Consider the following 14740-nt stretch of genomic DNA (forward strand, 5'->3'; position numbering starts at 1 on the left):
ACTGTATTCAGGGCGTGGCCAACGACACCTTGTCACGCGGCGACCAGCGCACCGTGGCCAAGTGGTTCACCGACCCGCATCAGGCGCAGGAAGTGAAGATGTCGAAAACCGCCGAGGACGACACGCTGTGGGAGCGGTATGAGGTCTTTGGGCAGCTGGCGCAGGCCGCCTGCCGCTAAGGTTTGATCCCAGTGTTGACGGGTTTGCCCGGCCACCCCAGTGCGGTGTGCCGGGTTTGAGTGCTTGACCTGACGCCGGGGGCCTTTCAGAAATGGCGCAGCGGAAAGGGACGGTTGAATGGTGATCAAGGGTGTGACCCTGCGGGGGCTGGAAGTGTTCGCGGCGCTGGCGCGCACCGGCTCGGTGGCGCAGGCGGCCGAGGTCACCGGGCTCAGCCAGCCATCGGTCAGCCAGCAGCTGCGCAATCTGGAACAGGCGCTTGGCGTCGATCTGGTCGATCACACGCGGCGGCCGATGCGGCTGACGCAGGCGGGGCGCGGTTTCCAGACCCGCGCCGAGGCGGTGCTGTCGGAACTGCAACAGGCCCAGAGCGAGCTGATGGTGATGGATCTGGGCCACCTGAGCATGCTGTCGATCGGGCTGATCGACGATTTCGACAATGACCTGACGCCGCGGCTGGCGACGTTGCTGGCCGACAGCCTGACCCGCAGCAAGTTCAAGCTGGTCACCCTGCCCAGCCTCGAAATCTTCGAGGCGCTGGCCTCGCAGCGGCTGCATCTGGCGGTCTCGGCCCATAGCGGCGAGATGCTGGAAGGGGTGGTGGAATATCCGCTGGTCAACGACCCCTTCATTCTGGTGGCGCCCAAAGGGGCGGTTCCCGAGGGCGGCGATGTGGCCGGGGCGCTGGCGGACCTGCCGTTTCTGCGCTATGCGCGCGAGCAGCTGATCAGCCGCCAGATCGAGGCGCAACTGGCGCGGCACAAGCTGGAATTCGAGGAGCGGTTCGAGATCGGCTCGCATCTGGCGCTGATGGCGATGGTGGGGCGGCGGCTGGGGTGGGCGCTGACGACACCGCTGGGATATATGCGCGCCGAACGGTTCCACGACGATATCGACGTGTTTCCGGTGCCGTTCGGGGATTTCTCGCGCCGGATATCCCTGTACACCCGGTCGGATTGGTCCGATCAGGTGCCGCGCGACGTGGCCGAGATGATGCGCCGCCTGATGCAGGCGCATATGATCGATCCGGCGGTGGCGCGGCTGCCGTGGCTGAACGACCGGCTGACGATCATTCCGGGTTAGGTGTTCAGGCCTGGGGGCGGCCAGCCCAGTACTATCTGACCTGCCCAGCCAGACCCCGCCGGACGAGCCGATCAACACCGTGATCGCCGATGGCGCCTGCGACACGCGCCGCTGTAACAATGCCATCATCGAGCGCGATGCCGTTCCAATCTTTCCGATCCGCAAGAACAGGGGCTTGTGGAAAGAAGGGTGCTGTCAGACTGATTCCAACCAGTCTCAACAAGGGCCGTGACGCTGCCCCTTGCCGCGAGAGCGGGTTAGTCCGTGAGCCCAAACTGTACCTTGGAGATTTTCGCTGCGCGCGCTCGCAGCATAGGTTTTATCTCATGTGCATCATCGTTGGCGCGGCACTGCGGCATGAAGACGGACCATTCATTCCGGGCGCAGCAAGCGTTTGTCCGGCAATGAGCAGGACACAGACAAAGCGTGCTTTGGCAACGGCTCTGGTGCTCTTTATCCTGACTTGAGCCAGGGAGATTCAAATCCTCTGTTTTACTCCACTGAATCAAGGCTTGTATCGTGCGTACTCGAAGTCCATATACATTAGGCTTACGTTTTTCTTTTTCGACCTGCTGTCTCCTCAATTCGGCGTTCAGTCTTTCGATTCAGACCGACCACGCCGAGTCGCCGCAATCATGCGGGCGGCAAGTATTAGGAGACTACCACCATGGCAAATGGCACAGTAAAATGGTTCAACTCGACCAAAGGTTTTGGCTTCATCGAGCCTGAAGACGGTAAGCGCGATGTATTCGTGCATGTCTCGGCACTTGAACGTTCCGGCATCAGCGAATTGAAGGATGGCCAGAAGGTGACCTTCGACGTTGAAGCCGGCCGTGACGGACGCGACAGCGCCGCCAATCTGGCACTGGCTTGATCTTTTTCGGGCACCCTTTTGGGGGTGCCCGTTTGCACAATGGACTACTAAAAGCCGTTGGAGAACACGTAAGTTGCAACCAAAAGACTGGACGCGGGTACTCGCGCAATATCGTGTGGCCGATGCGAAGCGCAGTGTTTTTGAACTTTCGGTCACTGTTGTCCCATTATTTGCGCTATGGGCTATAGCGTGGTTTGCGTTATCTTTTAGTGTCTGGGTCGCAATATTACTGTCCATCCTGAATGCCGCGTTTCTGGTCCGTATCTTCATCATTATGCATGATTGTGGTCATGGATCTTTCTTTAGAAACCGAACCGTTTGCAATTGGACAGGCCGGGTTCTGGGTATTCTTGCCCTGACACCCTACGACGTTTGGCGACAAAGCCACGCGATTCACCACGCCTCAACGGGTAACCTTGATCGACGTGGCATGGGTGACATCCCTACATTGACTGTTGAAGAATACCTGAAGCGGAAATGGTTCGGGCGTGCCGCTTATCGTCTGACCCGGAATCCCATCTTCCTTTTGGGTATTGTGCCGATCTATACGTTCTTTCTTCAAAACCGCTTACCTCTTGGTTTCATGCGGTCGGGCTGGCTGTATTGGGCAAGTGCGATGGGAACAAACGCCGCGATTGCAGGGTTATTGCCTCTGGTTATTTGGGCCGGAGGCTTTGACGTGTTGGCGTATGTTTATCTGCCAACCATGATTGTCGCATCATCGATTGGTATTTGGCTATTCTATATTCAACACCAGTTTGAACACACGACCTGGGAGCGGGAAGAAGTGTGGAATCTTCAGAACGCCGCATTCTATGGAAGTTCTCACTATGCCCTGCCAGGCATCCTGCGATGGTTCTCTGCCAATATTGGTGTGCACCATGTTCACCACCTTGCCAGCCGCATACCGTTTTATCGGCTAAACGAGGTTTTGCGTGACCATTCCGAGTTGGAAAACTGCCAGCGTATTACTCTGTATGAGAGCTTTCACTGCGCGCGATTGCATCTTTGGGATGAAGAAAGTCAGCGCCTGCTGACGTTTTCCGAGGCTTTGTCGAACGCCAATCCCAACAAAAATTTAGTGTAGCCTGGCGCGCACCAAGTAGGCTTCGACAGTGTCTCCTCCGAGGGCGCGAATGGCCTCTAGTCGGTGAAGGCCTTCAATCAGTACGAACCTTTTGTTGTCCGCGCGTATCTGAATCGGGGTTTTCTGGCCGTTCTTCAGGATATCTTCGGCCAGCGACAGGACTTTTTGCTGATCAAGTGTTTTTGCACGTTTCACAGGTACATAGATCAGGTCGAGCGGGTATGATTTTTTCTTCAGCATAAGCTATGCGTGCAACCTTTCGTGCATTTGGAGCGGTCAGGAACTCTCTTCGTATTTAGGTGCTTGATTTTTCGTCATAGAATAGAACGCACGGCGTCGCGCAGTTCCTGATGCATGATCCAAGTGGCTGGTTTATCGTCATTTTCGACGTGAGAAAATGCCAGGACTTGAGCAGCGCCATCATTCTGAGCAGACCCGCCTTCGGGAAGTTCGAGTTCCAGATATTCTGCGATCAAAAACCCGATTTTCTTGAAGACCTTGACGGACGCCTCGCGCGATTTGTAACCGGCCGCCTGAGACAAGTGACCAATGGTCAGACCTTCCTTGCCTGCTATTGTCAGTGCTTTGAGCATTGTAACCTGTGCAGGGGTCAGCCTGATCTGGCGCAATGCCTCGGCATATTCTCTTTCACTGGGAACGAAGGTGCCAGAGTTTCCCTCCAAACGGCGTTGACCGCTTCGTTTTTTGTCTCGCTCTTTGAGAGTGTTTTTTAGTGCTTCAATGGCCAATGCGGGTGTTTCACCAACTGCGTCGGCGATCATTGCCTGCGTTTTAGCAGGCGGCTTGGGGAATGCGCGCGCAACGCTGTTACCGCTCAGCATTCCTGCCTTAATCAAGTACTTTCCGAACTCTTCTTCAATCACTCCCGATACGTCAGCGTTCCGCGTCTTACGAACATTGCGGTCCTGAAATGCTCTTTGTTCCAGACCACGAGCTGACATCTTTGAGCCCGGAAGTGTTACTTGAGGGGCATTTTTACGCATCAGAGAAACACCACTACAATTATCGCCGCAACAAACACCACTGACGCAATAGATATCTTAATCCCGTGGGACCGGCGACGAGCCTTTTCGGCTTTGAGGCTTTTACCCAGATTTTCATCAATCGAGTTATGGTTCACGGCTTCGTCCTTCCGGATATGTCAGGAGGTATTGATTTCCACCGACCTATTGTCTCGGCACATTTTCGGTGCACTTGTCGTTCTGTCGTGTGAACGACCGATTGCATTCCCATCCGTCACCTCTTCGATTCAAGTGAGCGTTTGAAGGGACAAGGATCGCAACGCACCTGTCCCGGTTTGCGCGAAAACCACGTTCGCATTTCCATCCGGAAAAAGTTCCAGATGCCAGATATGCATGCTTTGGAATAGCCACAGGCTCACAGCCGCTCTCTGCTGCCCTGTAACCTCTGAGGCATACCCAACCATCCGGGCTGTTTTTGTCAGTCAGACGGCCGTTGCTTGGGACATTAATTGCAACACATTCCTGGTCCTCCTTACGAAATCCCCAGTTGCAGTGTATTTCCTGTGCGCCAAACCGGGTTTCGACGTACCCATTTTGAGGCGCAATCAGTTCTTCACATTCTTCTCCGACTCGGCGGAAGAGCCGATTGCACTCCCATCGATCTCCGGTTGATGCAAGATAGGCATTCTCAGGAACATTGATTTCCTCGCAAAACTCCCCGACATGCTGGAAACCATGATTGCATTCCCAGCCACTGCCATAGGAACTGCCCGTCAGATATGCGTTTTCTGGTACGTCTGTTCTTTGACACGATCCATTCTTGTTTTCGAAACCTTCGTCACAAACCGATCCGTCGGCATTGCCTGTGGCTTGGGCAGGAAGCTGCGTTCCTGTGAACAACAACAAGAATGCCGGGATTAAACAAAGAACGCCGTGCGAAAACACGATGAATGACTGATTGAAACGGAGCCTGAGACCTGATCTATCGGGCATCAAGCACGCTATTTATTAGCCATGTGCTGTTCATACGGCGCCTTCTTTCATGAGTCACGCGATGACTGGGGCTTGTCAGGTGACAGTTGCGAATGCTTGCGAGGAACGAGCTCATAGCGAAGACCCCAGCCAAACCCGTTCCTATGCTGGGGCACATGCTACAATTGGTCTGAAGGCCATTGGATCATCGAAGCCGGCAGCATCGCGGCAACGAGTAATTTTCACCAATACACTCTTGTGGTTCTTAGCCAGCATAGAGTCAAGGAAGTTGGCCCAGTCGCTGTGCTGGCACCGCCAAGACAGATAGTTTTTGAGACTGCCAGTAGCCAAGTTGCCTCGTGAAACACCGAAATATTCTGTCCAGCGTCAATCTGCCGTTGTGGTGATTTAGGGTCGGACCAGCAGGGAACGGCAACTTAAGTCCGCGTCTCGATTGTCGCGCCCGAATGCGGTCAAAGTGCAATTTAAGACTACGGCTTTTCGATGCTTTGAATAACCGGTCTGACGACATTAGCTGCAACGCAGCGATACTCGCGCCGCTTTCGCCAGTCGATGCTGCACAAGCACTCGCGGTGCGGGCATGTGGTGGCTCTTTTTCGCGCCTTGCCCATTAGCCAACACGGTCTCCCTGCGTCCCTGGCTGACTTCGGCTCGACCATGGTGCTCACACCTTCACTGGGAACCTGTTTTATCAGCCCGCGCTTTTTCGCCCAGCGGAGCATGGACAAGAAGAAACGCAGCCGCTTTTCCTGTGTCCGGGGTGCGAGCCGCTTCCCCGCGATGTTGTTCGCGGCCAAGTCGACAAGCGATGTGCCTGTGTCCATGCTGAGCTTGAGCACATTCGGTGCCCTCACTGTACCAGTTGACTGTACCAGGGCGCGGATTTCGGCCTTCCCGAAAACCAGTATCGTTTTATATCAGCAGGTTAGCCGTGAAATGGCGGAGACGAAGGGATTCGAACCCTCGAGACGGTTTCCCGTCTACTCCCTTAGCAGGGGAGCGCCTTCGACCACTCGGCCACGTCTCCGCCGACGGGTATATCCGCGCAAGCAACGGAAATTCAAGGCCAATTCGGCAGCTTTGGGAATTTTTTACGGAACCACTCGAACCCTTTGAAATAGCACGGAAAGGCGGAGGCGAGCGGCAATTTCGTGCACGGATTTGTCGTCTGTCTGATACGGTGTCGGCTCGCCAGCACCCGATGTGCGCCGCTCGGACCGGCGAGATTCAGTTTGTCGGCAGTATTTTCTTTTACTGCCGCCGATATGAAATGGGACTGTTTCTTGCTGAACCGAGATCCGGCATCAAACATCGCATCTGGCAGGACAGTTACGGAGTTTCGGAGTTCGGCCACGCAGGGTCGACCCCGCCTGCTCCCACGAATATTCTACCCGTCGGGCGCGTCGCGTATTTCAACCACGTTCCGGCGTGTAATCCGGGCCAATCCGCCATCACTGCCCCTTATTTCGTTTTCGATGCCTTCTGCTCGACCACGTTTTGCGCAACCAGATCCTTGTAGAGTTGGCGAAGGCGCAAGGTCATGGGGCCTGCGCCCGTATGGTCGCCGATCGGTTTGCCGTCGATTTCCGCCACTGGCGTCTGCGCCCCGAAGGTGCCGGTCAGAAACGCCTCGTCCGCGCCATAGGCCTCGTAAAGTGAATAGTTCTTTTCCTGCACCGGAATGCCGTTGGCGCGGCACAGGTCGATCACCTTTTGCCTGGTGACCCCGTTCATGCAGTAATCGCCCGTCGAAGTCCAAACCTCGCCGCGGCGCACGATGAAGAAATTGCAGGCGTTGGTGGTGTTGACGAACCCGTGCGGGTCCAGCATCAGCGCCTCATCCGCGCCGGCCTGCTCGGCCTGCAGGCAGGCGATCACGCAGTTCAGCTTGGAGTGGCTGTTGTATTTGGCGTCCTGACTCATCGGCAAGCCGCGCACCTGCGGGACCGTTGCCAGCCTGATACCGCGCGATTGCAGGCTATCGGCGGGCGTGGAATGCTCGACGATGGCCACGATGGTCGGCCCCCATTTCGACAGACCCGGATGCTGGAACGGTTTGGCCTTGCGCCCGCGCGTGATCATCAGGCGGCAATGGGCGTCGCCTGTCATGCCATTGGCCGTGGCGGTATCATCAAGAATCTTTCGGATGTCTTCAGCCCCCATGCCGATGTCTATCGAGACCGATTTCAGCGAATTGAACAGCCGGTCCATGTGATCGTCGAAAAAGGCCCATTCGCCGTCATACAGGCGCAACCCTTCCCACATGCCGTCGCCCAGCATGAAGCCGCTGTCATAGACCGAAACCACTGCTTCGCGCTTGGGCACCAGTTTGCCGTCGACGTAGATCAGAATGTTCTCGTTGCGATCGTCTGCCTGGGCATCGTGAGTGGAATGGCTGTGTTTGGTCATCTGTCTGTCTTCCCTCTGTGTCTTGGCCGATCATGTGATCGGCGGCAGGCTGGCGGGTAATGTCGGGCAAGGCGCGACTCTTGCCTGGCGCACATGCTTTCTCTGGCAAGATCGCCAGAACGTCCAGTGCTCTCAGGATAAGTCGCGTATCAGATCGCCGATGAACTGTCACAACCTGGCGACGGCAGGAGATATTGCAAGGCGACTCATACTGGCCGAGACCTGCGACAGGAATTGTTCCCCGATCGCCGAAATCGGGCGCCCGCGCGCGGTGACGATGACCACGTCCAGCACGATCTGCGGCACAAAACGGCGCAGCACATATCCTTCGCGGTCGTCACTGGACAGGGTGAAGGGATCGACAAAGGTCACTCCCAGCCCCTGCTTGACCAGATTCAACGCGTTTCGGAACAGATCAGTGTGGCATCTCGTTTTCATGTTGGCCCCGTCGGTATGGAACGCCTCGCGCGCACGCCGGGTGACCATGTGATCCGCACCCATCACGATAAACGGGATATCATCCAGCAGCCTCGGGGTCAGCACTTTATGTTCGACCAGTGGGCTATTTTGCGGAACCGCGCAAAGGATCTCGAAGAAGAAGGGCGTATAGTCCAGGCCGTCCTGACGCAAAGGGGGTTCGCAGATCCCTATCTCGAACAGGCCCGCGGCGACCCATTCCTGTATCTTCGATGAGTACTGAGACTGAAACGCGATGGTCAGGTTCGGCTTGTCCTCGGCAAACCGCGCGATTTCTCCTGGCATGAACCCAAAGGCCATGGCGTGGCTGGTCGCCACCTGCAACTGGCCGGCCTTTTGGTTCTGCAAGTCCACCACCGCTTGATTCACATGGTCAAGGCCCCGGACCACGGTATCGATTTCTTCGTACAGCACCATCGCTTCGGGCGTCGGCAGCAAGCGGCCCCTGCTGCGCTCGAAGAGCTTGAGCTTGGAGTGGCGCTCCAGTTGCCCCAGAAGGTTGGAAATGGCCGGCTGCGAGACGCCAAGCTGCTCGGCCGCGCGTGTCACGGTCCCGGTTTCGATAATGGCGTGAAAAGCCTGATAGTGGCGAAAGAAGGAGGCCATATAACACTATACATCATTTTTGCTGATGCATTGCAAAAATATTAGTATTTGAAATGATGAAAATGACGCCGCACACTGTTCTTGACCTTGGGGGAGGACAGCGTGGATCTTTTGCAAACCATCACCGGATTTGATCTGTGGCACCTGAAATTGCCCGTCGTTTCCGCAAGGGATCATGGCATCGGACGGGTCGAGGGAACCTGTGAAATCGTCGTTTTGCGCCTGACCGCCGAGGGTGGTGCTCAAGGGTTTGGCGAGGCCTCACCCTGGTCGGTTTTCACCGGAACCCCCGAGGCAAGCTATGCCGCGCTGGACCGGTACCTTCGCCCACTGGTGGTTGGCCGGAGTGTTGGTGACAGGGCAGCAATAGTGGCCCAAGCCGCCCGCGCGGTGGCCCATTGCACCGAGGCCAAGGCAGCGCTGGAAACCGCGTTGCTGGATCTGGCCGGGCAGATCAGCGGTCAGCCGGTCTGGTCCCTGCTTGGGGGCAAGTGTCGCGACACGATTCCGCTAAGCTGTTCTATCGCCAATCCGGATTTTGGGGCGGATATCGAGTTGATGGAGCGCCTGCGTACCGACAAGGTCGGGCTTATCAAGCTCAAGACCGGGTTCAAGGACCATGCCTTTGACATCATGCGGCTTGAACGGATCGCTCAGGACTTTCCCGAGTTCCGTGTGCGGGTCGACTACAATCAGGGGCTTGAGATCGAAGAAGCGGTGCCGCGCGTGCTGGATGTGGCCCGCTTTACCCCGGATTTCATCGAACAGCCTGTCAGGTACCACCATTTCGACATGATGGCGCAGCTGCGAGGCTTGACCAATGTTCCCCTTTTGGCGGATGAAAGCGTGTTCGGGCCGGAAGACATGGCGCGCGCCGCGCGCGAGGGCATTTGCGACGGCGTGTCGGTCAAGATCATGAAATCAGGCAGTTTGTCCCGCGCTCAGACGGTTGCGCGGATGGCAGCGGCACACGGGTTGACGGCCTATGGCGGTGATATGTTCGAGGCCGGGCTGGCGCATCTGGCCGGAACCCACATGATCGCCGCGACGCCCGAGATAACGCTGGGCTGCGAGTTCTATCAGGCTTTGTATTTCCTGAAAGAGGACATTCTGGAGACGCCATTTGCCGTCAAGGATGGCCAGGTTGTCGTCCCGGACGGTCCGGGGTTGGGAGGGCGACCCGATCTGGACAAGCTTGATCACTACAGCGTTCGGAAATCGACATGAACGCGCGGTGTTCAGAACACGCTGGCGCCACGCGCGGCCTGGTCGTATTGCCCGGACATCAGGCGCATCAGCGCGGACACCCGGCTAAGCTGTTCGGCTTCGACACCGATTTCCTGCATCGCTTCCAGCAAGAGCGCCTCGCGTATCTCGCCATATCGCGTGCAGGCAGCGGCGCCTTCTGGCGTGGCTTCGACAGTCTTTTCCTTTCCCTGACGGCCCTGTTTGACCAACCCTGCCGCGCTGAGTTTCTTGATCGCGTAATTGACCGTATGCGTGTCTTCGACGTTCAGTACATGACAGATATCGGCCAGCTTTTTGGGGCGGTCCCGATGGCGGACCGTGTGCAGCACCAGCACGTCCAGCGAGGACAGGCCGGAATAACCGGCGGCGGCCATGGCGCGCACGGTCCAGCGGGCAAAGGCGTGCCCGGCGATGATCAGCCCGAATTCAAACTCGGATACTTCCGGAAAGCTCCCTTCGGCCAAGTGAGCAGAGGATACAATGGGGCCAAGAATGGATTTTGACATGGCGTCAGAATATTGTTCACCGTCACTTTGTCAACATTTTGTTGACGTTTTCTCCCCGTGTGGCACTCTATGTCCAATCGAATCGGTCCGTTCAGCAGCGAACCCGTGGAGGGCATCATGACTGAAACGCCCAAAACCATTGCCATCGTCGGCGCCGGCATCGTCGGGGTTTCGACCGCAATATGGCTGCAGCGGGATGGCCACAGGGTCATCCTGATCGACAAGAAAGGCCCGGCCGAGGGCACCTCGTTCGGCAATGGCGGCATTTTGGCGTCCTGCTCGATCGTGCCGGTGACCGTTCCCGGCCTGCTGCCCAAGGCGCCGCGCATGTTGTTCGACCCTAATCAGCCGCTGTTTCTGCGATGGGGCTATTTGCCGAAACTGGCGCCGTGGCTGCTCAAGTACCTGGGCAACGCCAATACCAGTGGTGCTGAACGGGCGGCGGCGGCTCTGGCTCCGATCGTGGGCGACAGCCTGCAAGACCATCTGGCACTTGCACAGGGAACGGGGGCCGAGAAATGGATCAAGCCGTCGGATTACCTGTTCGTCTACAATGATCGCCCGCATTTCCGGGAAGATGCGTTCGGTTGGGGCTTGCGGCGCAAACACGGTTTCACCTGGGACGAGTTCGACGCGCAGGAGTTCCATGCCTACGATCCCATATTCGCCTCCGACCTGACCTTTGCGGTGCGCCTGAAGGATCATGGCCGAATCGCCGACCCGGGCCGATATGTCAAGGACCTTGCCGGGCATTTTCAGGCACAAGGCGGACAGCTGGTAAGGGCGGATGCCGAGGACATCGTGCATGAAAACGGGCATGTCATCGCAGTACGTGCCGCCGGGCAGAACATTGCCTGCGATGCAGCGGTCATCGCCACCGGCGCATGGTCGGGTCCGTTGACCAGGAAACTGGGTCTGAACATCCCGTTGGAGGCGGAGCGCGGATACCACATCGAATTCTGGGAACCGTCGATCATGCCGAAGGCCCCCGTTATGGTGGCAGCCCGGAAAATCGTCGCAACCCCGATGGATGGGCGCTTGCGATTGGCAGGTGTGGTCGAATTCGGTGGTCTTGAAGCGGGCGCTTCGGAGGGTCCCATCGAGTTGCTGCGAAAAAGCGCCAAAGCGGTCTTTCCAGACCTGAAAGCCGCCGAGGTGACAGAATGGCTGGGCCACCGCCCTGCCCCGGCGGATTCAATCCCGGTGATCGGAGAGTTGCCGCACATCAAGGGCGCGTTCACCGGGTTCGGACACCATCATGTTGGGCTGACAGGCGGCCCCAAAACGGGCCGTTTGCTGGCCCAACTCATCTCGGGGCGACAGCCAAATGTTGACCTGAGCGTCTATTCACCGGCACGCTATACGAAGGCCGGGCATTAACAACCACGCAATCAAACACTTCACACCAGGGAGAAAACCATGAAAACACTTGCGAAACTGATGACGGCAACTGCCCTGACTGCGGCTGCGGCGATGCCGGCCATGGCCGAGAAATGGGACATGCCAATGGCCTATTCCGGCTCGAACTTTCATTCGGTGACCGGCGCGGAATTCGCCAAATGCGTGACGACCGGCACCCAAGGCGAAATCGAGATCGTGACGCACCCGTCGGGTTCGTTGTTCCCCGGCGCACAGATCAAGCGCGCCATCCAGACCGGACAAGTGCCGATCGGCGAACGCTTGTTGTCGGGTCACCAGAACGAAGACGCAATCTTCGGCGTCGACTCGATCCCGTTCCTGGCGACGTCCTTTGACGACGCTGAAAAACTGTGGAAGGCGGCAAAGCCAACTCTTGAAAAGGTACTTGCCGACCAGAACCTGACCCTGATCTATTCGGTACCGTGGCCGCCGCAGGGCCTTTACTTCCGGGACGAAGTGAATTCGGTCGCTGACATGAAGGGCGTCAAGTTCCGCTCATACAACAACGCCACCGCGCGTCTGGCGGAACTGACCGGGATGTTGCCGGTCACCATCGAGGCGGCCGAAATCAGCCAGGCATTCGCCACCGGCGTTGCGGATTCGATGGTCAGTTCGGGCGCAACCGGCTATGACCGCAAAGTCTGGGAAAGCCTGAATTACTTCTACGAAGTGGATGCCTGGCTGCCGCGCAACTATGTCATGGTGAATTCGGACACCTGGTCGGGCGTTTCGGACGCGAACAAGGCCGTGATCCAGGGCTGTGCGGAACTGGCGGAATACGCGGGTACCTGGCGCGCAGTCCAATACACCGACTTTACCCTGAAGGGTCTCAGCGACGGCGGTATGACCGTGGCCAAGGCCAGCGATCAACTGAAGGGCGAGCTGCAGCAGATCGGTGAAACCATGACAGCCGAATGGCTGGAGGCCGCCGGTGCCGACGGTGCGGCGATCGTCGAAGCCTTCAAGGCGTCCAAGTCGGAATGACTCCGGACCGGGGCGGGCGATGGTGCCTGCCCCATTCCCAATCAGCAAAAAACAGGGGGGCATCATGACAATGGCCCAGCGGCTTCGCTCCGCCCTAGATTTCCTGTACCTCGGCTCTGGTATTCTTGCCGCGCTTTGCCTGATCGCGATCCTTGTGCTGATCGTGATCCAGATGATTGCCCGCTGGACGGGCGAGGTATTTCCCGGCGCACCGGATTATGCGGGCTACGCCATGGCGGCGGCCTCGTTCCTGGCCTTTGCCAACGCGCTGAACCGCGGTGCGCATATCCGTGTTTCGATCCTTTTGAATGCGGTTGGCCCGACCATGCAACGCGTGGTCAACATATGGTGTTTTGCAATCGGCACGGCAATTGCATGGTTCTTCGTACGCTACTGCGTCAAATTCGTTTACTGGTCGTGGAAGTTCAACGATATCAGTCAGGGACAGGACAGAACCGCCCTGTGGATACCGCAATCCGTCATGCTGTTGGGCGCAGTAATCTTTGCCATCGCTCTGACGGACCACCTGATCAGCCTGATCATCAGCGGCGAGCACCGCATCAAACGCGATCTCGTCGATCAGAGCTTTGGGGAGTAAGGTAATGGAAGATTTCTCGATCATCATTCTCTTTCTCTTTGTGCTCTTCCTTCTGCTGGGAACCGGCGTCTGGGTCGGCCTTGCGCTGATGGGTGTGGCCTGGGTGGGGATGGAGCTGTTCACCACCCGCCCGGTTGGCGACGTAATGCTGACCACGATCTGGACAGCATCGTCCTCGTGGACGCTGACCGCACTTCCACTGTTCATCTGGATGGGCGAAATCCTGTATCGAACGCGGCTATCCGAGGATATGTTCAAGGGGCTGGCCCCTTGGATGGCCGGGCTGCCCGGCGGTTTGGTGCACACCAATATCGTGGGCTGTACCGTGTTTGCCGCCGTTTCGGGGTCGTCCGCTGCAACGTTGACAACGGTGGGCAAAATGTCGATCCCCGAACTGCGAAAACGGCAATACCCCGAACCGATGATAATCGGCACGCTGGCGGGCGCGGCCACGCTTGGCCTGATGATACCGCCGTCGCTGACGCTGATCGTCTATGGCGTGACCATCAACGAGTCGATTTCGAAACTGTTTTTCGCAGGTATCCTGCCCGGTCTGGTGCTGGCCACGATGTTCATGGCTTATGTGGCAATCTCCTCGCGGGTGTCCAAGACATGGAACCCGGCGCAGGAACCGCCGCTGACACTGGGGCAAAGGCTTGCAAATTCGCGATTTCTTCTGCCAGTGATCTGCCTGATCCTGGTGGTGATCGGATCGATGTACCTGGGCTATGCCACCGCGACCGAGGCCGCAGCATTCGGCGTCATCGGCGGGCTGATCCTGGCTGCCAGCCAGGGCTCGCTCAGCTGGCAGACATTTACTGAAAGCCTGATGGGGGCCACCCGCACCAGCGCGATGATCGCGCTGATCCTGGCCGGAGCCGCCTTTCTGTCGCTGTCGATGGGCTTTACCGGCCTGCCGCGCGGATTGGCGGATCTGATTGCTCAGCTTGAACTCAGCAAATTCCAGTTGCTGATGGTCTTGCTGGTATTCTACATCATCCTGGGCATGTTCCTTGACGGTATCTCGTCGGTGGTGCTGACCATGGCTGTGGTCGAGCCGATGGTGAGGCAGGCGGGCATCGATCTGATCTGGTTCGGCATTTTCATCGTCGTTGTCGTCGAGATGGCGCAGATCACGCCGCCGATCGGGTTCAACCTGTTCGTGCTGCAAGGCATGACGCATCATGAAATGGGCTTCATCGCGCGCGCGGCGTTTCCGATGTTCCTGATCATGGTGTTGATGGTCTTTGTGCTGATCGCCTTCCCCGAGATCGCAACGTGGTTGCCTGAAAA

The 14740-nt window shown here is 57.6% G+C and carries 13 protein-coding genes, 1 tRNA gene and 1 pseudogene; 9 read left to right on the plus strand and 6 right to left on the minus strand.

Annotated features, from left to right (window positions below):
• The first annotated feature begins 297 nt into the window (after positions 1-297).
• The 4 genes and pseudogenes from AC2FNB_RS17995 to AC2FNB_RS18010 all read left to right on the plus strand — a co-directional run bounded on the left by AC2FNB_RS17995 (position 298) and on the right by AC2FNB_RS18010 (position 3224).
• Positions 298-1263: a LysR family transcriptional regulator gene (locus tag AC2FNB_RS17995; protein ID WP_480749080.1), complete on the plus strand. Its 966-nt coding sequence runs from the start codon at positions 298-300 to the stop codon at positions 1261-1263.
• 22 nt (positions 1264-1285) lie between these two features.
• Positions 1286-1456 (plus strand): annotated as a pseudogene (locus tag AC2FNB_RS18000) (IS5/IS1182 family transposase); the annotation flags it as partial.
• Positions 1457-1930: 474 nt separating this feature from the next.
• The gene (locus AC2FNB_RS18005) at positions 1931-2137 is read left to right on the plus strand and encodes a cold-shock protein (protein ID WP_480749079.1); all 207 of its coding nucleotides are present in this window, start codon (positions 1931-1933) and stop codon (positions 2135-2137) included.
• Between the two features lie 73 nt (positions 2138-2210).
• Positions 2211-3224, plus strand: coding sequence for a fatty acid desaturase (locus AC2FNB_RS18010; protein WP_496748291.1), 1014 nt, complete (start codon positions 2211-2213; stop codon positions 3222-3224).
• On the opposite strand, the gene AC2FNB_RS18015 is transcribed toward AC2FNB_RS18010, so the two are convergent.
• The 5 genes from AC2FNB_RS18015 to AC2FNB_RS18035 form a co-directional block, all read right to left on the minus strand.
• Positions 3216-3464, minus strand: coding sequence for a ParB N-terminal domain-containing protein (locus tag AC2FNB_RS18015; RefSeq protein ID WP_480749077.1), 249 nt, complete (start codon positions 3462-3464; stop codon positions 3216-3218). The two genes, AC2FNB_RS18010 and AC2FNB_RS18015, sit on opposite strands and share 9 nt — an antisense overlap.
• A 74-nt stretch (positions 3465-3538) precedes the next feature.
• Positions 3539-4228: a hypothetical protein gene (locus tag AC2FNB_RS18020; protein WP_496748292.1), complete on the minus strand. Its 690-nt coding sequence runs from the start codon at positions 4226-4228 to the stop codon at positions 3539-3541.
• A gap of 1909 nt (positions 4229-6137) precedes the next feature.
• Positions 6138-6227, minus strand: a tRNA-Ser gene (locus AC2FNB_RS18025).
• Positions 6228-6661: 434 nt separating this feature from the next.
• The gene (locus AC2FNB_RS18030; RefSeq protein WP_480749371.1) at positions 6662-7609 is read right to left on the minus strand and encodes an aminotransferase class IV; all 948 of its coding nucleotides are present in this window, start codon (positions 7607-7609) and stop codon (positions 6662-6664) included.
• A gap of 168 nt (positions 7610-7777) precedes the next feature.
• The gene (locus tag AC2FNB_RS18035) at positions 7778-8692 is read right to left on the minus strand and encodes a LysR family transcriptional regulator (RefSeq protein ID WP_480749372.1); all 915 of its coding nucleotides are present in this window, start codon (positions 8690-8692) and stop codon (positions 7778-7780) included.
• 102 nt (positions 8693-8794) lie between these two features.
• Between AC2FNB_RS18035 and AC2FNB_RS18040 the strand changes: the two genes are divergently transcribed.
• The gene (locus tag AC2FNB_RS18040; protein WP_496748293.1) at positions 8795-9919 is read left to right on the plus strand and encodes an enolase C-terminal domain-like protein; all 1125 of its coding nucleotides are present in this window, start codon (positions 8795-8797) and stop codon (positions 9917-9919) included.
• 11 nt (positions 9920-9930) lie between these two features.
• Here the strand turns inward: AC2FNB_RS18040 and AC2FNB_RS18045 are convergent, their stop codons facing one another.
• Positions 9931-10446, minus strand: coding sequence for a winged helix DNA-binding protein (locus AC2FNB_RS18045; RefSeq protein ID WP_480749374.1), 516 nt, complete (start codon positions 10444-10446; stop codon positions 9931-9933).
• A 117-nt stretch (positions 10447-10563) separates the two neighbouring features.
• Between AC2FNB_RS18045 and AC2FNB_RS18050 the strand changes: the two genes are divergently transcribed.
• The 4 genes from AC2FNB_RS18050 to AC2FNB_RS18065 form a co-directional block, all read left to right on the plus strand.
• Entirely contained in the window at positions 10564-11826 is a 1263-nt protein-coding gene (locus tag AC2FNB_RS18050) for an NAD(P)/FAD-dependent oxidoreductase (RefSeq protein ID WP_480749375.1), read from the plus strand.
• 39 nt (positions 11827-11865) lie between these two features.
• Positions 11866-12849 carry a TRAP transporter substrate-binding protein gene (locus tag AC2FNB_RS18055; RefSeq protein WP_496748294.1) on the plus strand — a complete coding sequence of 328 codons (984 nt, stop codon included), beginning with the start codon at positions 11866-11868 and terminating at the stop codon, positions 12847-12849.
• A gap of 64 nt (positions 12850-12913) precedes the next feature.
• On the plus strand, positions 12914-13447 hold the full coding sequence (locus AC2FNB_RS18060; protein ID WP_480749377.1) for a TRAP transporter small permease: 534 nt from the start codon (positions 12914-12916) through the stop codon (positions 13445-13447).
• A 4-nt stretch (positions 13448-13451) separates the two neighbouring features.
• Positions 13452-14740 (plus strand): TRAP transporter large permease (locus AC2FNB_RS18065; protein ID WP_496748295.1); only part of this gene is annotated, 1289 nt, incomplete at its 3' end.

Source organism: Ruegeria sp. BHSB058, from assembly GCF_059613285.1.